The sequence below is a fragment of the Streptomyces sp. NPDC029164 genome (genome assembly GCF_055563995.1).
Genome location: NZ_JBVHWW010000010.1, coordinates 64,025 through 84,421 on the forward strand (window position 1 = coordinate 64,025; position 20,397 = coordinate 84,421).

20 protein-coding genes and 1 tRNA gene are annotated in these 20,397 nt (G+C 72.0%); 11 read left to right on the forward strand and 10 right to left on the reverse strand.

Translation table 11 applies throughout. The annotated features are described in order from the left end of the window. Positions 1 to 154: 154 nt before the first annotated feature. The 7 genes from ACZ4VT_RS12000 to galU form a co-directional block, all read right to left on the reverse strand. Positions 155 to 228, reverse strand: a tRNA-Ala gene (locus ACZ4VT_RS12000). Positions 229 to 306: 78 nt separating this feature from the next. After that, positions 307 to 1,341 carry a divisome protein SepX/GlpR gene (gene sepX, locus ACZ4VT_RS12005; protein ID WP_467948769.1) on the reverse strand — a complete coding sequence of 345 codons (1,035 nt, stop codon included), beginning with the start codon at positions 1,339 to 1,341 and terminating at the stop codon, positions 307 to 309. Between the two features lie 168 nt (positions 1,342 to 1,509). Beyond that, positions 1,510 to 2,139 carry a GNAT family N-acetyltransferase gene (locus tag ACZ4VT_RS12010; RefSeq protein WP_467948952.1) on the reverse strand — a complete coding sequence of 210 codons (630 nt, stop codon included), beginning with the start codon at positions 2,137 to 2,139 and terminating at the stop codon, positions 1,510 to 1,512. Further along, the gene (locus ACZ4VT_RS12015; RefSeq protein ID WP_467948771.1) at positions 2,136 to 2,735 is read right to left on the reverse strand and encodes a MogA/MoaB family molybdenum cofactor biosynthesis protein; all 600 of its coding nucleotides are present in this window, start codon (positions 2,733 to 2,735) and stop codon (positions 2,136 to 2,138) included. The genes ACZ4VT_RS12010 and ACZ4VT_RS12015 overlap by 4 nt, the downstream gene beginning before the upstream one ends. Further along, complete coding sequence (gene moaC / locus ACZ4VT_RS12020; RefSeq protein WP_030706954.1) at positions 2,732 to 3,211, reverse strand: cyclic pyranopterin monophosphate synthase MoaC; 480 nt, start codon at positions 3,209 to 3,211, stop codon at positions 2,732 to 2,734. The genes ACZ4VT_RS12015 and moaC overlap by 4 nt, the downstream gene beginning before the upstream one ends. A 74-nt stretch (positions 3,212 to 3,285) precedes the next feature. Continuing rightward, on the reverse strand, positions 3,286 to 4,644 hold the full coding sequence (glp, locus tag ACZ4VT_RS12025; RefSeq protein ID WP_467948773.1) for a molybdotransferase-like divisome protein Glp: 1,359 nt from the start codon (positions 4,642 to 4,644) through the stop codon (positions 3,286 to 3,288). Between the two features lie 4 nt (positions 4,645 to 4,648). Next, a complete protein-coding gene (gene galU, locus ACZ4VT_RS12030) occupies positions 4,649 to 5,551 on the reverse strand; it encodes a UTP--glucose-1-phosphate uridylyltransferase GalU (RefSeq protein WP_362802931.1) in 903 nt (300 codons plus the stop codon). Positions 5,552 to 5,612: 61 nt separating this feature from the next. On the opposite strand from galU, the gene ACZ4VT_RS12035 reads away from it, so the two are divergent. Next, positions 5,613 to 6,260, forward strand: a complete 648-nt coding sequence (locus ACZ4VT_RS12035; RefSeq protein ID WP_467948775.1) for a 5-formyltetrahydrofolate cyclo-ligase — start codon at positions 5,613 to 5,615, stop codon at positions 6,258 to 6,260. On the opposite strand, the gene ACZ4VT_RS12040 is transcribed toward ACZ4VT_RS12035, so the two are convergent. After that, positions 6,255 to 9,134 (reverse strand): penicillin acylase family protein, encoded by a 2,880-nt coding sequence (locus ACZ4VT_RS12040; RefSeq protein WP_467948777.1) that lies wholly within the window; start codon positions 9,132 to 9,134, stop codon positions 6,255 to 6,257. The two genes, ACZ4VT_RS12035 and ACZ4VT_RS12040, sit on opposite strands and share 6 nt — an antisense overlap. 215 nt (positions 9,135 to 9,349) lie before the next feature. Here ACZ4VT_RS12040 and ACZ4VT_RS12045 point away from each other — a divergent pair, with 215 nt between their 5' ends. From ACZ4VT_RS12045 to mscL, 8 genes are all read left to right on the forward strand, one after another. Continuing rightward, on the forward strand, positions 9,350 to 10,876 hold the full coding sequence (locus tag ACZ4VT_RS12045; RefSeq protein ID WP_467948954.1) for a potassium/proton antiporter: 1,527 nt from the start codon (positions 9,350 to 9,352) through the stop codon (positions 10,874 to 10,876). Between the two features lie 366 nt (positions 10,877 to 11,242). Next, positions 11,243 to 12,643: an MFS transporter gene (locus ACZ4VT_RS12050; RefSeq protein WP_467948779.1), complete on the forward strand. Its 1,401-nt coding sequence runs from the start codon at positions 11,243 to 11,245 to the stop codon at positions 12,641 to 12,643. Positions 12,644 to 12,710: 67 nt separating this feature from the next. Beyond that, on the forward strand, positions 12,711 to 13,028 hold the full coding sequence (locus ACZ4VT_RS12055) for an FmdB family zinc ribbon protein (RefSeq protein WP_467948781.1): 318 nt from the start codon (positions 12,711 to 12,713) through the stop codon (positions 13,026 to 13,028). A 74-nt stretch (positions 13,029 to 13,102) separates the two neighbouring features. Further along, complete coding sequence (locus ACZ4VT_RS12060; protein ID WP_467948782.1) at positions 13,103 to 13,936, forward strand: S-methyl-5'-thioadenosine phosphorylase; 834 nt, start codon at positions 13,103 to 13,105, stop codon at positions 13,934 to 13,936. A 60-nt stretch (positions 13,937 to 13,996) separates the two neighbouring features. Next, positions 13,997 to 14,491 (forward strand): hypothetical protein, encoded by a 495-nt coding sequence (locus ACZ4VT_RS12065; protein WP_467948784.1) that lies wholly within the window; start codon positions 13,997 to 13,999, stop codon positions 14,489 to 14,491. 117 nt (positions 14,492 to 14,608) lie between these two features. After that, positions 14,609 to 15,316 carry an orotidine-5'-phosphate decarboxylase gene (pyrF, locus tag ACZ4VT_RS12070; RefSeq protein ID WP_467948786.1) on the forward strand — a complete coding sequence of 236 codons (708 nt, stop codon included), beginning with the start codon at positions 14,609 to 14,611 and terminating at the stop codon, positions 15,314 to 15,316. Positions 15,317 to 15,536: 220 nt separating this feature from the next. Next, positions 15,537 to 15,980: a hypothetical protein gene (locus ACZ4VT_RS12075; protein WP_467948787.1), complete on the forward strand. Its 444-nt coding sequence runs from the start codon at positions 15,537 to 15,539 to the stop codon at positions 15,978 to 15,980. Positions 15,981 to 16,103: 123 nt separating this feature from the next. After that, positions 16,104 to 16,601, forward strand: coding sequence for a large conductance mechanosensitive channel protein MscL (gene mscL / locus ACZ4VT_RS12080; protein ID WP_467948789.1), 498 nt, complete (start codon positions 16,104 to 16,106; stop codon positions 16,599 to 16,601). Positions 16,602 to 16,659: 58 nt separating this feature from the next. Here mscL and ACZ4VT_RS12085 read toward each other — a convergent pair whose 3' ends face one another. Continuing rightward, positions 16,660 to 16,878 (reverse strand): hypothetical protein, encoded by a 219-nt coding sequence (locus ACZ4VT_RS12085; RefSeq protein ID WP_351590758.1) that lies wholly within the window; start codon positions 16,876 to 16,878, stop codon positions 16,660 to 16,662. Between the two features lie 389 nt (positions 16,879 to 17,267). Between ACZ4VT_RS12085 and ACZ4VT_RS12090 the strand changes: the two genes are divergently transcribed. Both ACZ4VT_RS12090 and ACZ4VT_RS12095 read left to right on the forward strand, forming a co-directional pair. Beyond that, positions 17,268 to 18,434, forward strand: coding sequence for a low temperature requirement protein A (locus ACZ4VT_RS12090; RefSeq protein WP_467948791.1), 1,167 nt, complete (start codon positions 17,268 to 17,270; stop codon positions 18,432 to 18,434). A gap of 83 nt (positions 18,435 to 18,517) precedes the next feature. Beyond that, a complete protein-coding gene (locus ACZ4VT_RS12095) occupies positions 18,518 to 19,765 on the forward strand; it encodes a cytochrome P450 (protein WP_467948793.1) in 1,248 nt (415 codons plus the stop codon). Positions 19,766 to 19,851: 86 nt separating this feature from the next. Here the strand turns inward: ACZ4VT_RS12095 and ACZ4VT_RS12100 are convergent, their stop codons facing one another. After that, on the reverse strand, positions 19,852 to 20,346 hold the full coding sequence (locus ACZ4VT_RS12100; protein WP_362802893.1) for a DUF5949 family protein: 495 nt from the start codon (positions 20,344 to 20,346) through the stop codon (positions 19,852 to 19,854). Positions 20,347 to 20,397 lie beyond the last annotated feature (51 nt).

The following is a 20,397-nucleotide window of genomic DNA, read 5'->3' on the forward strand; positions in this document are numbered from 1 at the left end:
AAGCCTGCCGGAGGGGATGTGATCCGGTGCACGCCGCCATCCATCACCCCGAACAGGCATCGAACGACCCCGTAAACGACGAAGATCCCGCCCGATCTTGCGATCGGACGGGACCTCGCGAACGTTCCTGAGAGCTACTCAAGAAAGTCGTCTGTGGACCTGTGGGGATTTGAACCCCAGACCCCCTCGATGCGAACGAGGTGCGCTACCAGACTGCGCCACAGGCCCTTGCGACGTGTGAAACATTAGCATCCCCGCGCGGCTGCTCCAAAACGCGTTTCCCGGAGCGTCCGCGCAGGTCACCCATCACTCGTTGGCGGCGCGCGGGCGGTCGTCGCTCTCGTACTGGTCGAACAGCGGGGTGCGGCCGCCGGCCTGGCCGCGGGGGCGCGGGGTGGTCTGCGGCTTCGCCTCCGGCTTGGGCGCCGCGGGCTGGGCGCGCAGGCGGGGTTCCGTCGGCTCGGCCGTGCTGGAGCGGGTCGCGCTCCAGGCGTCCGGGGCCGCCGGGCCGGTGGCGCGCGGGGCGACCGGGGCCGTCACGTACGTCGGCAGCGGTACCGGGACCGGCTCCCAGCTGTCACCGCGGGCGGGGCCGCGCTCGCGTTCGCGCTGCTGGTCCACCCACTCGGCGTGGTCGGTCTGCTCGACGAGCGCGCGCCGCCCGGCCTCCTGCGGGGAGACCGGTGGCGCAGGGTCCGGTTCGGCGCCCGCGGGGGCGGTGTCCCCCTGGTCGCGGCGGCGCGGCCGGTTCTCGCGCAGGTGCCGCGCGGCCGCCTCGGCACGCCGCCGGTCCATCGTGAACTCGTAGCGCCGTCGCTCCTGGACCCGCAGGTGCACGATGTACGCGCTCAGCAGGAAGGCGGGCACCGCGGGGGCCCACAGGAAGCGCAGGCCGCCCACCGCCGCGACGATCGCGCCGAGCGTGAAGACCAGGAAGAGGAGCGCGGTGGTGCGCCGGCGGCGGGCGAGGACCTGGAGGCGCTGTTCGCGCCGGGCCCGCTCGGCGCGCTGCTCCCGCTCGTCGGCGGCCGGTCTCGGCTCCGCCCTGGTCGCGGGCACGACAACGGCCCGGGCGTCGGCGTCGACGGAATTCACCTTTTCCGTCGCGGCGTCCGGGTCCGCGTGGGGCTGGGGCCCCGCCTCCTCGTCACCGCGCTCACGCAGCCCCTTGGCGTAACGGCGCTCCATTCCCGCCCGGCCGGAAAGCAGCCGAATGGCAGTGGAGAAGCGTTCCGTCGGACGGGCCTCGTTCAGCTCGTCCTGCCTCCGGAGCCACATGGGCACCAAGTAGGCGGCCCAGGCCCCGACAATGACTGCGTAGATGAGGCCGCTGCTGCTCACACCTCACACCGTAGAGGGGCGCGGGCGGAGGGATCGGCCAATTGGGCCGGTGTGTCGCGCGATCTCGCTGATATCACGGACTTTTTTTGTGATTCTTCGGATCAGGTTATGGGCGAATCGGCGCCCGCCGCCCTGCCGCCCCATTAATTCGAACGGATATTCGGTTATCTATTTCGGGGGTGTCTTCGAGTGCCGGGCCCGGTGCCAGCGGCGCAGCAGCCCCTCCGGCACCTCCTCCACCGTGACCGCGTACACGAGGTGGTCGCGCCAGGCCCCGTCGATGTGCAGGTAGCGCGGCCGCAGTCCCTCCTCGCGCAGGCCCAGCTTCTCCACGACCCGCCGGCTCGGCCCGTTCTCGGGGCGGATGCACACCTCGATCCGGTGCAGGCCGACCTTCCCGAAGCAGTGGTCCACCGCCAGCGCGACCGCCGTGGGCATCACGCCGCGGCCCGCCACCTCGCGGTCCACCCAGTAGCCGACGTGCGCCGCGCACATCGAGCCCCAGGTGATCCCGGCGACCGTCAGCTGGCCCACCAGGCGGCCCTGGTACTCGATGACGAAGGGCAGCATCCGGCCCGCGTTCGCCTCCGCCCGCAGATGGCGGACCATCTGGCGGTACGTGGGCCGCTGTATCACCGGCCCCCACGGCGCGGGCGGCGGAATCGTCGCCTCCCACGGCCGGAGCCAGTCGCGGTTGCGCCGGTTGACCTCGCGCCAGGCCTTCTGGTCCCGCAGTCTTATCGGCCGGAGGGTCACGTCGCCGTCCGTGAGGACGACCGGCCAGGAGGGGCCGTTCAGCTCTCGCTCCCGGAGGGTCCCGCCGGTCTGGGGTGGTCGCCGCCCCGGATCTGGTCCACGGCGTGCGGAAGGATGCGGGAGAGGACGGCGAGGCCGTCGCGCACCCCGCCCGTCGAACCCGGGAGGTTGACGATGAGGGTGTGCCCGGCGACTCCCGCGAGGCCCCGGGACAGGGCCGCGGTCGGCACCTGCGCCAGGCCTTCGGCCCGGATCGCCTGCGGGATCCCGGGGATCTCGTAGTCCAGCACGCGCGCGGTGGCGTCCGGGGTGCGGTCCGTCGGCGAGATCCCGGTCCCGCCGGTGGTCAGGATGACGTCGTAGCCGCCGGCCACGCCCTCGCGCAGCGCCTGCTCGACGGGGTCGCCGTCCGGGACGACCCGCGGGCCGTCCACCGTGAAGCCGAGCTTCTCCAGCGCCTGCGCCAGCAGCGGGCCGCCCTTGTCGGCGTACACGCCCCGCGAGGCCCGGTTCGAGGCCGTGACGACGAGCGCCCGGCCCGTGGCGGCGGGTGCGGCTGCCGGTGCGGTGGCGGGTTCCGGGGTCTGCGGGACGTGGCCGACGTGGCTGTGCACCTCACCGCCGCGCGGGGCGTTCACGAGCGCGCCCAGTCGCCGGACTTGCCGCCGGTCTTCTCCTCCACCCGGACGTCCGTGATGACCGCGCCCTTGTCGACGGCCTTCACCATGTCGATCACGGTGAGGCCGGCGACCGCGACGGCGGTCAGCGCCTCCATCTCGACGCCCGTGCGGTCGGTCGTCTTCACGGTGGCGAGGATCTCGACGGCGTCGTCGGCGACCTTGAGGTCGACCTTCACGCCGGAGACCGCCAGCGGGTGGCAGAGCGGGATCAGGTCGGGGGTCTTCTTCGCCCCCATGATCCCGGCGATCCGCGCGGTGGCGAGGGCATCGCCCTTGGGGACGCCCTCGCCGCGCAGCAGCTCGATCACCCGGGGGGAGACCAGAACCCGTCCACTGGCCCGGGCCGTCCGGGTGGTGACGTCCTTCTCGGAGACGTCGACCATCCGGGCCGCGCCGGCCTCGTCGATGTGGGTCAGCCTGCTCTGCGTACTCATACTCTGCGCGTCGCTTCCGTCCGGGCCCCCGGGGGGCCTGTGTGGTGCAACACGCTACCCGCACCGGCCGCACTTCAGCCGAGCAGGACCACTTCCAGCTCGGTGCCGGGCTCCACCGAGGTGACGTCCTCCGGTACGACCATCAGCGAGTCGGCGTGCGCCAGCGCGGCGATCAGGTGGGACCCCGATCCGCCGACCGGGCTGACCGTTCCGCTCTCGGCGTCGTACTTGCCGCGCAGGAACTGGCGGCGGCCGGCCGGGGAGCCGAGCGCCTTGTCGGCCGTCAGCACCGCCCGGACGCTCGGCCGCCGGACCTCGGGCTCCGGCAGGCCCATCAGGGTGCGGATCGCGGGGCGCACGAACAGCTCGAAAGAGACGTACGAGGACACCGGGTTGCCGGGCAGGGCCAGCAGCGGGGTGTGGTCCGGGCCGATCGTGCCGAAGCCCTGCGGCTTGCCGGGCTGCATGGCGAGCTTGCGGAAGTCGATCCCGCCGCCCTCCACGTCCCCGGAGGTCTCGTCCCCCGAGCCGACGGAGGACAGCGCCTCCTTGACCACGTCGTACGCGCCGACGCTGACCCCGCCCGTGGTGACCAGCAGGTCGGCACGGATCAGCTGGTCCTCGATGGTGGCGCGCAGGATGTCGGCGTCGTCCGCGACGGCGCCGACGCGGTAGGCGATGGCGCCGGCGTCCCGCGCGGCCGCGGCGAGCGCGAAGCTGTTGGAGTCGTAGATCGTGCCCGAGGTGAGCGCCTCGCCGGGCTGGACCAGCTCGCTGCCGGTGGACAGGACCACCACGCGCGGCCGCGGCCGTACCCGTACGGTGCCGCGGCCGATGGCGGCCAGGAGGGCGATCTGCGGCGGCCCGAGGACGGTCCCGGCCGCCAGGGCCAGGTCGCCGGCCTGTACGTCGCTGCCGCGCGCGCGGACGTGCGCCCGCGCCTCGGCGGCGCGGTGCACCCGCACCTCGCCGCCCGCGTGTTCGGGGGCGGCGCTGGCCGGGGTCATCCCGGCGGCCGCGCCGCCGCCCGTGCCGCCGTCGGTCCACTCGACCGGTACGACGGCTTCCGCACCGGGCGGCAGCGGGGCGCCGGTCATGATGCGGGCGGCCTCGCCGGGGCCCACGGTGGGCAGCTCACCGCTGCCCGCCGCGACGTCCCCGATGACCGTCAGCACCGCGGGGAACTCCTCGCTCGCACCCTGGACGTCGGCCGTGCGGACGGCGTAGCCGTCCATGGAGCTGTTGTCGAAGGGCGGGAGGGCGACGGGCACGGTGACGTCCTCGACGAGGACACAGCCCTGGGCGTCCAGCAGCTGGAGCTCGATGGGCTCCAGCGGCCGGACGGCCGCGAGGACGTCCGCGAGGTGCTCGTCCACGGACCACAGACGGTGGCCGCCCGCCGGTCGTGGATGCTGCGGTGCGGAACTGCTCAAGGTGCTACATCTCCTCCGTGACGTAACGGTGAAGCCAGGTGCGGAACTCGGGGCCGAGGTCCTCGCGCTCGCACGCGAGGCGGACGATGGCCCGCAGGTAGTCACCGCGGTCCCCGGTGTCGTAGCGACGGCCCCGGAAGACCACGCCGTGCACCGGGCCGCCGACGCTCTCGTCGGCGGCAAGCTTCTGCAGGGCGTCGGTGAGCTGGATCTCCCCGCCGCGGCCCGGCTCGGTCTCCCGCAGTATGTCGAAGATCGCGGGGTTGAGGACGTAGCGTCCGATCACCGCGAAATTGCTGGGCGCGTCCTCGGGCTCCGGCTTCTCGACGAGGCCGGTGATGCGGACCACGTCCTGCTCGTCGGTGGCCTCGACGGCGGCGCAGCCGTAGAGGTGGACGCTGGCCGGGTCGACCTCCATGAGCGCGATGACGGTGCCGCCGGTGCGGGCGTGGATGTCGGCCATCTGGCGCAGCAGCGGGTCGCGCGGGTCGATGAGGTCGTCACCGAGCAGGACGGCGAAGGGCTCGCGGCCGACGTGCGGCTCGGCGCAGAGCACGGCGTGGCCGAGGCCCCGCGGGTCGCCCTGGCGGACGTAGTGCATGGTCGCGAGGTCGCTGGATTCCTGGACCTTCTTCAGGCGGTCGTCGTCGCCCTTGGCGATGAGGGCCGACTCCAGCTCGTAGTTCCGGTCGAAGTGGTCTTCCAGGGCACGCTTGTTACGCCCAGTGATCATGAGGACATCGTCGAGCCCGGCCGCGACGGCCTCCTCCACCACGTACTGGATGGCCGGCTTGTCCACAACCGGGAGCATTTCCTTCGGGGTCGCCTTGGTCGCCGGAAGGAAGCGGGTACCGAGGCCAGCGGCCGGAATCACGGCCTTTTTGATCACGGGGTGCAACATAGTCATGCCCCGAACGATAGTGGGTCCCGCCGAACGCCAGACGAGAGCGCAGTAGGTAGATCCACGTATGACCCGATTCGCAAGGATATTTGATTTCCTCGTGACCGAGAACCCGCCCACCGCGTCCGCCAAGGCCGGGCTGCGCCGCGAACTCCTCGCCGCCCGCCGCGCCTTGTCCCCCGAATCCTGCCGCACGGCGGCCGCCGCACTCGCCGTCCGGGCACTCGAACTGCCCGAACTGGCCGACGCGCAGACGGTGGCGGCGTACGTCTCCGTCGGCACCGAACCCGGCACCCGCACGCTCCTCGACGCCCTGCGCGCGGCCGGCAAGCGCGTGCTGCTGCCCCTGCTGCTGCCCGACAACGACCTCGACTGGGCGGCGTACGAAGGCCCGCAGGGCCTCGCCGAGGCCGCCCACGCCGGGAAGATGCGCCTGCTGGAGCCCACCGGGCCGGCGCTCGGACCCGACGCGGTCACCGCGGCCGACGCCGTGCTGCTGCCCGGGCTCGCGGTCGACGGGCGGGGCATGCGGCTCGGCCGCGGCGGAGGCTCGTACGACCGCGTGCTGGAGCGGCTGGAACGCGCCGGGGCCCGTCCCGCGCTGGTGGTGCTCCTCTACGACGACGAGGTGGTCGCACGGGTCCCGGAGGAACCGCACGACCACCCCGTACAAGCGGTGGCGACCCCGTCGGGGGTGCGCCGCTTCAGCTCATGAACCGGCCGGCTTGAGGGTCAGGGTGTCGACCGTGGCCTTCTCGACGGCGTCCTTGCCGAAGGGCCACTCCAGCAGCTCTCCCTTGGCCCACATCGTCGTCTGGTCCGTGTAGTGGGAGTTGTACGCGTGCCCCGAGGCGCCCGTCAGGTTGATCCAGCGGGACTTGTCGAGGTCGTTGAGGTTCACGACCATCCGCATCGACGGCACCCACGTGACCCCGTACCCGCTGGAGGCGTTCCAGCCGGTGGCGTTGACGGTGGCCTCGCCGCCGCCCAGGTTCCACGGGCCGCGGTTGAGGAGCCACTGCATGAAGCCGGGGCCCTCGGTGCCGATCGTCTGGTTCTTCAGGTTCAGCTGGTGCAGCCGGCCCCAGCTCCAGGTGGACTGGTCCTTGCCGAGCTTGGCGGTGAGCTCCCAGCGGGCGTCCTTCATGGCCCGGGCGAAGAGCTCGTCGCGGGTGGCGGTCGCGGGCTGGGTCAGGGTCCTGGGCGAGCTCCACCACTGCGACTTCTCGTCCTTGACCAGGCGGCGGACCACCTCGAACCAGCGGTCGCCGCCGTCCGGCTGCGCCGAGTCGGAACCGCGGGTGCCGCATTCGCGGACGGTCTTGGCGAGGTCGTCGGCGGGGCCGGTGCCGTTGCCGAGGACGTTCATGCAGCTGCCCTCGATCCGCAGCTCCTTGGGCATCTTGTCGCCGAAGGACAGCTTGAGGATGTTGCGCCAGACCGCGTTGAAGTAGGCCGCGGCCGCCGAGTCGGGCTCCTGGGTGTAGTTCCAGCCGTCCAGCAGCTTCTGCGCGGCGCGCACGCCCGGGTCGGAGACCTGGATCTTCGCCAGCATCGGGGTCAGCAGCGCGGCGATCTCACTGCTGTTGTCCATCTGCATGGTGCGCATGTCATCGGTCGAGATCTTCCCGCCGTCCTTGATCTTCGCCTCGATGAGGTCGTTGATCCGCTGGCTGCGGGCGCCGTAGCCCCAGTCGGTGGTCAGCAGGTACGGGTACTTGCCCGCGCCGGTCCCGCTCTCCACGACGGCCTGGTTGGCGGTGACGATGTAGCCGCGCGACGGGTTGGAGTCGAAGGGCATCTCGCTCTGCGGGATGTAACCGGCGTTGCCGTCCTTGCCGCCCTTCCAGGCGTACTTGGAGTCCCAGCCGGGGGCGGGCATCCGGCCGTCGCCCTGGCCGCGCATCGGGATGCGGCCCGGGGCCTGGTAGCCGATGTTGCCGTTGAGGCCCTTGTTGTCGGCGTAGATCAGGTTCTGCGAGGGCACGTCGAAGTCGGCGGCGGCCTTGCGGAAGTCGTCGAAGGTCTTGGCGCGGTTGAGCTTGAAGACCGAGTCCATGGTCTTGCCCGGGTCCAGCGCGGTCCAGCGCAGGGCGACGGCGTAACCGTCCCCGCGGTCGGGGGCGGAGCTGGCGACGGGGGCGCGGGTGCCGACCGTGGCGAGCTCCTCGCTGCGGTCGGAGACGAGCGGGCCGTTGTTGGTGGTGCGGACGGTGATCTTCTTGCTGTCGCCGCCCGCGACCTTGATGACCTCTTCACGGGTGGCGAAGGGGAGCACCTTGCCGTCGTAGACGTAGCCCTCCGGCTTGACCTGCTCCAGGAAGAGGTCGGTGACGTCGGCGCCGAGGTTGGTCATGCCCCAGGCGATGTCGGCGTTGTGGCCGATGACCACGCCGGGCATGCCGGAGAAGGTGTAGCCGGCCACGTCGTACTGGCACTGGGCCGAGACGGTGCGGCAGTGCAGGCCCATCTGGTACCAGACCGAGGGCAGCTGCGGGGACAGGTGCGGGTCGTTCGCGAGCAGCGGCTTGCCGGTGGTCGTGTACCTGCCCGAGACGACCCAGGAGTTCGAACCGATGCCGCTGCCGTTGGGGCCGAGGATCGCGGGGACCTTGTCCAGGGTGGCGGCGAGGGCGGTCAGCTGGTCGCGCAGGCCGACGGTCGCGCCCTGGGCGGTGACGTTGTCGGCGAGGCCGGTTCCCGTGGCCGTTCCGGTGCCGGCTCCCGTGGCGGCCTGGCCCGTGGAGGCCTGGGAGCCCAGGGCGGTGCCGCTGCCCGAGCCGGTGCCGTTGGAGCCGGTGCCCGTGGAGCCCGTCGAGCCGGAGGTCTGGGGCGCGTACTTGCCGCCCTCGACCTTTCCGCCCTCGACGATCGGCTTGTTGCGGTCGAAGGGGTACGGCGGGTACAGCTCGTCGATCTGCGCCTGCGAGAGCTTGCTCGCCATCAGCGCGCGGTCGATCTCGTCCTGCATGTTGCCGCGCAGGTCCCACGCCATCGCCTTGAGCCAGGCCACCGAGTCCACCGGCGACCACTGCTCGGGCTGGTAGTCGTCGCTCAGCTTGAGCGCCGCGTGCTCGACGGAGAGGTCCTTGCCGGACTTCCCCTTCAGGTACGCGTTGACCCCGTCGGCGTAGGCCTGCAGATACTTCTTGGTCTCGGGCGACAGCTTGTTCTCGTACTCGGCCTCGGCGACCTGGCGCCAGCCGAGCGTGCGCAGGAAGGCGTCGGTCTCGACCTGGCCGGAGCCGAACATCTCCGAGAGCCGCCCGGAGGTCATGTGGCGGCGTACGTCCATCTCCCAGAACCTGTCCTGGGCGTGCACGAAGCCCTGCGCGCGGAACAGGTCGTCGTCGTTGTCCGCGTAGAGCTGCGGAATGCCGTGGGCATCGCGCTTGACGTCGACGGTCCCGGTCAGGCCGGGCACCTTGAGGGAGCCGGTGGTCTGGGGGAAGGAGGCGCGCACGCTGTCCACGCCCCAGTACGCCCCGTAGCCGAGGCCCGCGAAGAGCGCCAGGACCAGTACGAGCACGATCAGACGGGCGCGTCGTCCCTTCTTCTTGGCGGGAGGAGCGGTTTCGTTGGCGGGCATCGCTGTCCTTAGAGGGGCAGGGTGGTCCTGGGAGTGCTGGGAGCAACCATAGGCGCAGGACCGCCTTCGTTGATCCTCCAGGGGTAGAGGTCCGAACGACAGGGGCGAACAGGCGTTTCACAATGTGGGTATCGCGTAAAGGGCGCGTCAAAGATTAGGTAAGGTAACGAACTACTTGCCGAACTTGTCGCCGGGAGGATCGATCCGCCGGGTGCATTGAGGAGGGCCGCCCGCTGACTGTCCACACGCTCAATGAGCTTCTGCTGGTCTGCTCGCTCGTACTGCTCGTCGCCGTGGCGGCGGTTCGCGTCTCGTCACGCAGCGGTCTGCCCAGCCTGCTCATCTACCTCGGCATAGGCGTCGCGATAGGCCAGGACGGCATAGGCAACGTCGTATTCGACAATGCCGAGCTGACCCAGGTCATCGGCTACGCCGCACTCGTGGTGATCCTCGCCGAGGGCGGTCTGGGCACGAAGTGGAAAGAGATCAAGCCGGCCCTGCCGGCGGCGATCGTCCTCTCCCTGGTGGGCGTCGCGGTCAGCGTGGGCGTGACGGCGGCGGGAGCGCATTACCTGGTCGGACTGGAATGGCGCCAAGCCCTCCTGATCGGCGCGGTCGTCTCCTCGACCGACGCGGCGGCCGTCTTCTCGGTGCTGCGCAAGGTCCCGCTGCCCGCCCGGATCACGGGCGTCCTGGAGGCCGAGTCCGGCTTCAACGACGCACCCGTCGTCATCCTGGTGGTGGCCTTCGCCGCCGTCGGCCCGGTGGACGAGTGGTACGTCCTGCTCGGCAAGATCGCGCTGGAGCTGGTCATCGGCGTCGCGATCGGCCTGACCGTGGGCTTCCTGGGCGCGTACGGCCTGCGGCACGTGGCACTGCCCGCCTCCGGCCTCTACCCGATCGCCGTCATGGCCATCGCCATCACGGCGTACGCGGCCGGCGCGATCGCGCACGGCTCCGGCTTCCTCGCGGTGTACCTGGCCGCGATGGTGCTCGGGAACGCGAAGCTCCCGCACTGGCCGGCCACCCGGGGGTTCGCGGACGGGCTCGGCTGGATCGCCCAGATCGGCATGTTCGTGCTGCTGGGCCTGCTGGTCACCCCGCACGAGCTGGTTCACGACTTCTGGCCCGCCGTGGTCATCGGGCTGGTGCTCACGATGGTGGCGCGGCCCCTGGAGGTCTTCATCAGCCTGCTGCCCTTCCGGATCCCGTGGCAGGAACAGGCCCTGATGTCGTGGGCGGGCCTGCGCGGCGCCGTGCCCATCATCCTGGCGACCATCCCGATGGTGACCGGGATCGAGGGCAGCGACCGCGTCTTCAACATCGTCTTCGTCCTGGTCGTCGTCTACACCCTGGTGCAGGGGCCGACCCTGCCCTGGCTGGCGCGCAAGCTGAACCTCGGGACGGGGGAGGAGAGCGCCGCCGACCTCGGCATCGAGTCGGCGCCGCTGGAGAAGCTGCGCGGGCACCTGCTCTCCTTCGAGATCCCGACGGCCTCGCGGATGCACGGCGTGGAGGTGAGCGAGCTGCGGCTGCCGCCCGGGGCCTCGGTCACGCTGGTGGTCCGGGACGCGAAGAGCTTCGTACCGCTGCCGTCGACCGTGCTGCGGCGCGGGGACGAGCTGCTGGTGGTGGCCACGGATCCGGTCCGGGACGCGGCCGAGGCACGGCTGCGCGCGGTGGCGCGGGGCGGCAAACTGGCGGGGTGGCTGGGGACGGGGAACGGGACCGGGCCGCGTTAGAGCGACGTTCTAATTCCGTATCTTCAGTGCGATCTGCCCGGTTTCATCCCCATTTCCCAACCTCCTGCGTGCGAAACTCCCGTTAATCGCAGGTGAAGACACAGGTTGTCAGCGCAATCACAGGGCGTGGTAGTGGGATCGCCTGTACGATGAAGGCACAACAGATCGAACCAACTCTGCCTGACGCAGAGCTGGCGCGACCGCAAAGCGGCCGTGGCTCCCTCCCGCAGTGGGCGCCCAGGTATCACTCGGTTCTGCGCAAGAGGACAGCTCTCGGGGCTCCCACATGTACGGGTGCGGCCGCTCACAAAGCGAAGCACCGTCCGCAGACGGGGACGCTCTACCAGGCAGCGGAAAGGCAAGGCCGTGACATCCGCGGTCACGACCGAAAACTCCGCCCGCCCCGGCTACGGACAGCTCCTGCGCACGCCCGGTGCCCTCGGCTTCGTACTTCCCGGCTTCGCAGCGCGCCTCCCCTTCGGAATGCTGACCATCAGCATCCTGCTGCTGGTCCAGCACACCACCGGTTCCTACGGCAGCGCCGGCATCGTCGCCGCCGTCACCGGCGTCTCGATGGCGCTCTCCGCCCCCCTGATGGGCATCTTCACCGACCGCTTCGGCCAGAGCGCCGTCCTGCTCCCCGTGGTCCTCACGCACGCCGCCGCCGTCAGCGGCCTGGCCGCACTCGCCCTGCTGGGCGCTCCGGTCTGGGCGCTGGCCGTCGCCGCCATCCCCACCGGCGCCTCGGTGCCGCAGGTCGGCCCGATGGTCCGGGCCCGCTGGGCCGCCAAGCTGGAGGGCTCGCCGCTGCTGCCCACGGCCGCCGCCTTCGAGTCCGTCACCGACGAGTTCACCTTCGTCGTCGGCCCGGTCCTCGCGACCGCCCTGTGCACCGGCGTCCACCCGGCGGCCGGCCTGGTCACCGAGGCCACGCTGACGCTGCTCGGCGGCCTGCTCTTCGCGGCCCGTCGCGCCACCCAGCCCAAGCCGCACGCCCCGTCGGCCACCGGTGAGAAGCGCGCCTTCGCACTGTCCTACCCGGGCCTGCGCGTCCTGATCTTCGCCTTCCTCGGGATCGGCGCCGTCTTCGGCGGCATGCAGGTCTCGCTCGCCGCCTTCTCCAACGAGATCGGCAACCCCGGGGCCAACGGCCTGCTCTACGGCGTCTTCGCCGCCGGCAACATGATCGCCGGCATCGCCATGGGCGCCGTCGCCTGGAAGATCGGCCCGCGTCGCCGGCTGATCCTGGGCTACATCGGCCTCACCGCCGCCGCGTCCGTCCTGTGGGCCGCCCACTCGATGATCCTGCTGGGCGCCCTCGGCCTGGTCGTGGGCCTGTTCATCGCCCCGGCGCTGATCACCGGCTACACGATGGTCGAGCAGCTGGTCCCGGCGGGCGCCCGGACCGAGGCCTTCACCTGGCTGACCGGTTCGATCGCCTTCGGTCAGGCCGTCGCGGTCACGCTGGCAGGCCGCCTGACGGACGCGCACGGTTCCTCGTACGGCTTCCTGGTGCCCCTGGCCGCCACCGCGCTCGCGCTGGCCACCCTGCTGGCGCTGCGCGGGAAGCTGGCCCCGAAGGCCCCGAGCCGGATCGTGCACTCGTCCGGGCCGGCGGCCGCGGCCACCGCTCCGGCCGCTGCTCCGGCCGCTGCTCCGGCCGCCGCTCCGGCCGTAACGGCGGGCCCGAACGCCTCCGCGCCGGCCGCCCGTAACCGGGTGAACGAGCGTGGGATGGGTCACCGCGTGCCGGTGACGGTGGACTGATCCGCCGGAATACGTCACCATGGAGCGTCGTTAGCACTCATTGAGTGAGAGTGCCAGGAGGAAATTCGTGCCGACCTACCAGTACCAGTGCACCGAGTGCGGTGAGGGCCTTGAGGCCGTGCAGAAGTTCACCGATGACGCGCTGACCGTGTGCCCGAGCTGCGACGGACGCCTGAAGAAGGTGTTCTCCGCGGTCGGCATCGTCTTCAAGGGCTCCGGTTTCTACCGGAACGACAGCCGTGGCGCTTCGTCGAGCAGCACCCCTGCCTCGAAGCCGGCGTCGAGCTCGTCCTCGTCCACGACGTCGACCGCCGCCGCGCCCGCCGCTTCGTCCTCCTCGTCGTCCTCGTCGTCCTCGAGCAGCAGCTCCACGTCGGCCGCCTGACCGTTTCACCCTGAGGCCCCGCCCGCCCTGACCGGGCAGCGGGGCCTTTGGCATGCCCGGTTAGGGTGGGCCGCATGGTGAACGCAGAGATCGGTGTCATCGGCGGTTCGGGCTTCTACTCCTTCCTGGAGGACGTCTCCGAGGTCCAGGTGGAGACCCCGTACGGACCCCCGAGCGACTCGCTGTACGTGGGTGAGCTGGCCGGCCGGCAGGTGGCCTTCCTCCCCCGGCACGGACGCAGCCACACCGTCCCGCCACACAAGATCAATTACCGGGCCAACCTGTGGGCCCTGCGCTCGGTCGGCGTCCGCCAGGTGCTGGGGCCGTGCGCGGTCGGCGGCCTGCGGACCGAGTACGGACCGGGCACGCTGCTCGTTCCCGACCAGCTGGTCGACCGTACGAAGTCCCGTGCGCAGACGTTCTTCGACGGGGAGCCGCTGCCGGACGGCTCGGTGCCGAACGTCGTGCACACCACCTTCGCCGACCCGTACTGCCCGGTGGGCCGGTCCGTGGCGATCGCGGCGGCCCGGGGCCGGGGCTGGGAACCGGTGGACGGCGGAACCATGGTCGTCATCGAGGGGCCGCGCTTCTCCACGCGGGCGGAGTCGCAGTGGCACGCCGCCGCGGGCTGGTCGGTCGTCGGGATGACCGGGCACCCGGAGGCGATCCTCGCGCGCGAGCTGGGGCTCTGCTACACCTCGATGGCCCTGGTCACGGACCTGGACGCGGGCGCCGAGACGGGTGAGGGCGTCTCCCACACCGAGGTCCTGAAGGTGTTCGGCGAGAACGTCGGCCGGCTGCGCGAGGTGCTCTTCGACGCGGTGGCGGCCCTGCCGGTGACGGAGTCCCGTGCCTGCCTGTGCACGCACGCGCACGACGGCTGGGACCTGGGCATCGAGCTGCCCTAGCCCCCCCCCGCGCCGCGGGCTCGCCGCAGCGTTGTCGGTGACGGCCCCTAACCTCCCCACATGGGAAATCGGGGCGGGATGGCCGTGGCGCATGCCACGGTGGCAGAGCTGCGGGAGTTCGCGGCCGGGGCCGGGTGCGCGGACGTCGACGGCGACGCAAACCTGGGCGGTGGCTGGTCGGCCGTGTACTACCCCGACCAGCCGGAGGGCGCCGCGGCAGCCCTGGCGCGGCGGACCGGGGCGCCGGTGCTCACGGTGGCCTACCTCGACAGCGATGTCGGCTTCGTCGAGGGCGCCACCTTCGCCGCGGGCCACTGGAAGGCGCTGCTCAACCGCAACACGGCCGAGGACTACGAGATACCCGTCGACCGGTTCCCCGTCGAGGCCGCCCTGGCGGGCGCGCTCGACTGGGCGGCCGCAGCCGGGCTGACCGCCGACCCGGACGGGATCCGGGCCGCTCTCACCGGCTCCGAGGCCTTCGCGGAGGACCTCACGAACCGGCTCCTCGGCGCGCTCGGGGTGGACCCCACCGCGCTGGGCGAGGAAAAGGCGTAGCCACTGCGGAGAGCGCGCAGCGAGTGCGGGTGTGCCGGCGCTCGTGTCGCCGGCTCCCGGCCGGGCGGCTCCCGGCCGGGCGGCTCCCGGCCGGGCGGCGGCCTCGACAATGACGGCGTGAACAATGACTTCCCCTTCGCCGACCGCGAGGTCATCGTCGCCCTCGACTTCGACGACCGCCGGGCCGCCGAGGAGCTCGTCGAGCGCCTCGGCCACGCGTGCGGCTTCTACAAGATCGGCTTGGAGCTGCTGACCGCCGCCGGCCCCGGGCTCGCACGGGACCTCGTCGAGCGGGGGCACGAGGTCTTCCTCGACCTGAAGCTCTTCGAGATCCCGAACTCCGTCGCCGGCGCCGTCCGGGCGGCCGGGGCCCTGGGCGCGTCCCTGGTGACCGTGCACGCCATGGGCGGTACGGGGATCATGGCCGCGGCGGTGGAGGCGGCTCGGGAGTTCCCGCGCCTGCGGGTGCTCGCGCTGACGGTGGTCACCAGCATGACCGCCGGCGACCTCGCCGACATCGGCATCGAGGCGGACACCGAGGAGCAGGTGCTGCGGCTGGCCCGGCTGGCGGTGGGCGCCGGATGCGACGGGGTGATCGCCTCGCCGCGGGAGGCCGGGGTGCTGCGCGCGCTGCTGGGTCCGGAGCGGCTGATCGTCACGCCGGGCGTGACCCTGGGGCCGGACGGGGCGACGGGCGGGCACGCGCGGCCGGGTACTCCCCGGGCCGCCTTCGCGGCCGGGGCCTCGCACGTCGTGGTGGGCCGGTCGATCGCGCGGGCCGCCGACCCGGGGGCCGCGCTGCGGCGGGCCCGGGGTGCCTGTTAACTCCTGCGGGTGAGGAGGTTGTCCACAGGCTGGGGATCGTCCACAGGCTCCGGCGGGATTCCCCGGGAGGCCGGATCGTGAGTGGTGTCCGGGCGACGGGTCCGGGCACAGCGACTCACTCGGTCTGGTGGTGTTCGTCATGTCCCGTTGTTCCACGGCTTCTTCGATTTCCTCCGCGTGTCCCCCCGCACGCCCGGTCCCGCCGTTCCCGCCGCTTCGCGTGGGGCGGGGCGGGGACCGGCTGCGCCGGGCCCTGCGGCGCAGGCGGCGGGCCGCCTCGGCCGCACTGGCCGTCGTGGCGGCGGCCCTGGCGGTGGGCGGGGCGCAGGCGCAGGCCTTCCGGGGCGCCGCGCCGCCGCCGGCCCGGGCCGTACAGGGTGGCGCACCGCCCGCGGCGGTGCGGATGGTGTCGGCCCCGGTGCGCATCGCGGACGCCGCGACGGTGCGGCTGCTGCGGCCCGGGGACCGGGTCGACGTGGTCGCGGCGGAGCGCGCCGGACCGACCAGGGTGGTGGCCGCGGGGGCCCGGGTCGCCGAAGTACCCCGTGACGAGCAGGGTGTCGGGGACGGTGGGGCGCTGGTGGTCCTGTCCGTGCCCCGGGACACCGCGCGGGATCTCGTGGGGGCGGGCGCCGTGACGCGGCTGGCGGTGACGCTGTGTTGATCCGCACACGCGGCCGGTCAATTCACCTTGACGTGGGGGGCGATTGGACACGGCGCGCCCGGACTGCCGTAGCTTTCGGAACCGTTGGCTCCGTGTTCGGCAGATGTGAAGAGAGGCTCAGTCGTGAGCGAGAAGAAGAAGGAGAGCGTGCTGGCAGGCTTCAAGGCCTTCCTGATGCGCGGCAACGTGGTCGACCTGGCGGTGGCCGTGGTCATCGGCGCCGCGTTCACGAACATCGTGAACTCTGTGGTCAAGGGGCTGATCAGCCCGGTGATCGGCGCGGTGGGCACGCAGAGCCTGGACGGCTACAAGTCCTGCCTCAAGAGCCCTTGCGGCGTCGGCCCGAACGGCCAGCCGACGGGTGTCGAGATCCTCTGGGGCTCGGTGCTGAACGCCACGCTGACCTTCCTGATCACCGCGGCGGTCGTGTACTTCCTCATGGTGCTGCCGATGGCGAAGTACCTGGCCAAGCAGGAGGCCCGCCGCAAGGCCCGGGAGGGCGTCCAGGAGCTCGTCGAGATCACCGAGCTGGAGGTCCTCAAGGAGATCCGGGACGAGCTGGTCGCGCAGCGCGCCAACGGCGGCGGCAGCGGCCGGTCGGGTACGCGCGACGCGTTCTGACCGGTGCTGCCGACCCTGTCGGCCCTGTCGGCCCTGTCGCACCGGCGGCCTCGGCCGGTCAGATGTGGTGCGGGGGCTTCTCGTCGAGGAAGCGGGCCAGGTCGGCCGCGCTTCCGCCGGCGGGCGGCCGCTCGCCCCAGCCCCGGTCGGTGTCGTCCGAGGACTGCCGGTCCAGCGGGTCGTCGAAGACCAGCTTCGGCTTCGGCCGGGGCCGGTCGGCCCCGGCGGCGGGGGCGGGACGCGAGGACTGCGGGTCGGAGGCGGGGGCGCTGCTCATGTCTCCAGGGTACGGCCGCCCCTGGCCGCGGCCCCGCTCAGCTGGGGGCCTCGGCGCCCTTGCGGGCGTAGAACCACCAGCACACCGCGAGGCAGCTGGCGTAGAAGCCTTCGCGCCGCCGATGCCGCACAGCGCGGCGATCGCGACCATCGTGCCGTACCGACGAGCTCATGGCATGGTCCTGAACTGCGAGAAGGGTGCTGACCTCCATCCGGGCTCCGGTCCCGGGGGCACCCCGGGGCAGAGGAGAAGGCGCTCAGGGCCACGGGACAAGATCCCGTCGTCCCCGGCGCGTTGGTCGCTGCCGCGCCCGCCGCCCGGGGCACACGGGCGGCGCCGGTAGCGCGTCCGGCCTGCCGGTGGCCGGTCCCTCTGGTCTCCTGGCCGGTATGGCCTACTCCCCCATGATCGCGCGCAGCCGCCACGAGGACCACCGCGCGGCCACCCCCCTGGAGCTGTTCTTCGACCTCTGCTTCGTCGTGGCGATCGCGCAGTGCGGGCAGCGCCTGGTGCACTCGCTGGCCGAGGGGCATCCCGTCACCGGGGTGATCGGCTACTTCTTCGTCTTCTTCGGCGTGTGGTGGGCGTGGATGAACTTCACGTGGTTCGCCTCCGCCTACGACTGCGACGACGTGCCGTACCGGATCGCGACCCTCGTCCAGATCGCCGGTGTCCTCGTCTACGCGGCCGGGGTGAGCCGGGCCTTCGACGGGAACGACTGGACCGTCGCCGTCGTCGGCTACATCATCATGCGCGTCGCGCTGACGGCGCAGTGGCTGCGGGCGGCCTCCGGGGAGACCGGCACGGCCCGCACGGCAGCCCTGAAGTACGCGACCGGGCTGGTGCTCTGCCAGTTCGGCTGGGTGGCGCTGCTGTTCGTCCCGAACGACTGGAAGCGGTGGCTGTTCCTGGTCGTGGCCGCCTGCGAGCTGCTCGTTCCGGTGATCGCCGAACGCGGGCACCAGACCCCCTGGCACGCCCACCACATCGTGGAGCGGTACGGCCTGTTCACCATCATCGTGCTCGGCGAGACGATCGCCGCGAGCACGGTCGCGGTCAAGTCGGCGCTCGACGAGCACGAGGCCCTCGACCTGCTGCTGCCCATCGCCGCGGGCGGGCTGCTGATCGTGTTCGCCGCGTGGTGGATCTACTTCGCCGTACCGATGCACGAGCACCTGAACTCCAACCGCGAGGCGATCCCGTGGGGGTACGGCCACCTGCTGATCTTCGCCTCGGGTGCGGCGATCGGCGCGGGCATCGAGGTCGCGGTGGAGCACGCGGTCCACAAGGCGCACGTCTCCCAGGTCGCCGCCAACGCGGCCGTGACCGTGCCGGCCGCACTGTTCCTGCTGATGGTGTGGCTGCTGCACTCGCGGCACTTCAAGCGCGGCCTCGCGGAGCAGCTGGTGCTGCCGGTCGCCGCGCTCGCCGTACTGGCCTGTATGTGGACGGGGCCGTACGCCGTGCTCTGGGCGGGCCTGGTGTCGACCGCGGCCGTGGCGGTCGGCGTGACCCTGTCGACACGGTCCAGCCGATTCGGCCCCGCCGGCGTTTGATGCGCGGGGTCTGGGGGCGGAGCCCCGGCAGACGGGCCGCGGCCCGGCCGTCACCCCCGCGCCCCCGTCACCGTTTCCAGGCCATGACACTCCCCCCACAACGCCCCGGCGAAGACCCCGGCAGGGAACTGGCCGAGCCCGGCTTCTGGCAGCGGCCCCCCGCCCACCGCCTCGCCGCCTTCGCCCGCCTGCGGGCCGTCGGCTCGCCCGTCTTCGTCCCCGAAGGGGCCGGGCACTGGGCCCTCGTGCGGCACGCCCAGGTTCAGGAGGCCAGTCGCCTCCCCAAGGTCTTCGCCAGCGCCCCCGGTGTGACCACTCCCGAACCGGCGCGCTGGGTGCGGGCGCTGTTCGGTGACTCGATGGTCAATCTGGACGGCCCCGACCACGCCCAGCTCCGCAAGATCGTCCAGCGGGCGTTCACGCCCCGCCTGCTGGCCGCGGCCGAGGAGGACATCCACGCGGTGGCGGCCCGCATCGTGGACGACGTGCTCGCCGACGAACCGGACGAGTTCGTCTCGGCGGTGGCCTCCCGGCTTCCCCTGGACGTCATCTGCAACATGATGGGCATCCCGGAGCACTACCGCGCCGAGATCGCCGACCGCGTCAACCACGCCTCCGAGAACATCGGCGTGGAGCGGGGCCTGACGGCCCGGCTGCGGATGCCCGGGCGCGGGCTGCGCGCGCTCGCCCGTATGCAGCGGATGGTGGCGGGCATCGGCCGGGAGCGGCGCAAGAACCCCACCGACGACCTGATCTCGGCCCTGGTCTGCGCGAACGTGGACGGCCAGGCCCTCGGGGCCCGCCAACTCGGGGCCTTCTTCTCCCTCTTGATGGTCGCCGGGGTGGAGACCACCCGCAATGCGATCACCCACGGGCTGACGCTGCTCACCGACCACCCGGACCAGCGCGACCTGCTGCTCTCGGACTTCGAGAAGTACGCGGACGGCGCGGTGGACGAGATGATCCGCCACTCGACGCCGATCATCCAGTTCCGCCGGACGGTGGCCGCCGAGCACACCATGGACGGGCACGTGTTCCGGCCGGGCGACAAGGTGGTGCTGTACTACGCGTCCGCCAACCGCGACGAGGCGGTCTTCCCCGATCCGGACGCCTTCGACATCACCCGCTCGCCCAATCCGCACCTGGGGTTCGGCGGCGGCGGCCCGCACTTCTGCCTGGGCGCGCACCTGGCCCGGGTGGAGATGAAGGCGCTCTTCCGCGAGTTGCTCACCCGGCCGGTCGGGCTGCGCGCGGTGGGTCTGCCGGACCTGGCCGGGTCGAACTTCGACAACCGGGTCCGTTCGCTCAAGTTCGCCTTCGAACGCCCCTGACGCCGCCCGGGAAGGAGCGGGACCGGCCACCGGGCAGGCTGGGAGCCCGGCGGCCGGAGCGGGTGGTGGCGGCACCCGGGACGCGGCTACTTCTGCAGGCGCCGCACGGCGAGGACGCAGTGGGCGCTGCCCGTGAGCACGGACTCGTCGCCCGCGAACGCCTGCAGGGTCTCCGCGTCGACCGGCTTGCCGGGGACCGCCTCGGGCCAGGCGCGCGTGGCGAACAGGAAGTAGGCCTGCCCGCTCTCGTCCGCGGCGGCGACCCACTCGTCGGGGGCGGTGCACTGCGCGTTCATCCCGGGCAGGGTGAGCGCGATCTGGTTGCCTTCCAGCAGGATCTGCACCGGGAAGGCGGCCGGGTTGCGGGTGCCGTCCATGACGACGTCGCCGATGGGCAGGCCGATCTCCTCCAGCAGCCCGCGGGCCGCCGCCTCGCCGGCCTCCCGGCCCTTGGGGCCGTCGCCGAGGGTGTAGGCGAGGAGGTACGGGATGTCGTGCGCCTCGGAAGGGTCGCCGATCCAGGCGAGCACCGAAAGGGTGCCGAGCTGGGACCGGTCGATTTCGGCTTGAGTAGAAGTCATGCGCCGCACCCTAGTGGTCCCGCCCCCAGGCCTTTCACGGCCTTTCACCCG

Excerpts from the sequence above, each read along its gene's own strand:
- moaC (WP_030706954.1), bottom strand. The coding sequence starts at position 3,211 with ATGAGTACGCAGAGCAGGCTGACCCACATCGACGAGGCCGGCGCGGCC.
- galU (WP_362802931.1), bottom strand. The coding sequence starts at position 5,551 with ATGACTATGTTGCACCCCGTGATCAAAAAGGCCGTGATTCCGGCCGCT.
- ACZ4VT_RS12035 (WP_467948775.1), top strand. The coding sequence starts at position 5,613 with ATGACCCGATTCGCAAGGATATTTGATTTCCTCGTGACCGAGAACCCG.
- ACZ4VT_RS12040 (WP_467948777.1), bottom strand. The coding sequence starts at position 9,134 with ATGCCCGCCAACGAAACCGCTCCTCCCGCCAAGAAGAAGGGACGACGC.
- ACZ4VT_RS12060 (WP_467948782.1), top strand. The coding sequence starts at position 13,103 with ATGGTGAACGCAGAGATCGGTGTCATCGGCGGTTCGGGCTTCTACTCC.
- ACZ4VT_RS12065 (WP_467948784.1), top strand. The coding sequence starts at position 13,997 with ATGGGAAATCGGGGCGGGATGGCCGTGGCGCATGCCACGGTGGCAGAG.
- ACZ4VT_RS12085 (WP_351590758.1), bottom strand. The coding sequence starts at position 16,878 with ATGAGCAGCGCCCCCGCCTCCGACCCGCAGTCCTCGCGTCCCGCCCCC.
- ACZ4VT_RS12090 (WP_467948791.1), top strand. The coding sequence starts at position 17,268 with ATGGCCTACTCCCCCATGATCGCGCGCAGCCGCCACGAGGACCACCGC.
- ACZ4VT_RS12095 (WP_467948793.1), top strand. The coding sequence starts at position 18,518 with ATGACACTCCCCCCACAACGCCCCGGCGAAGACCCCGGCAGGGAACTG.
- ACZ4VT_RS12100 (WP_362802893.1), bottom strand. The coding sequence starts at position 20,346 with ATGACTTCTACTCAAGCCGAAATCGACCGGTCCCAGCTCGGCACCCTT.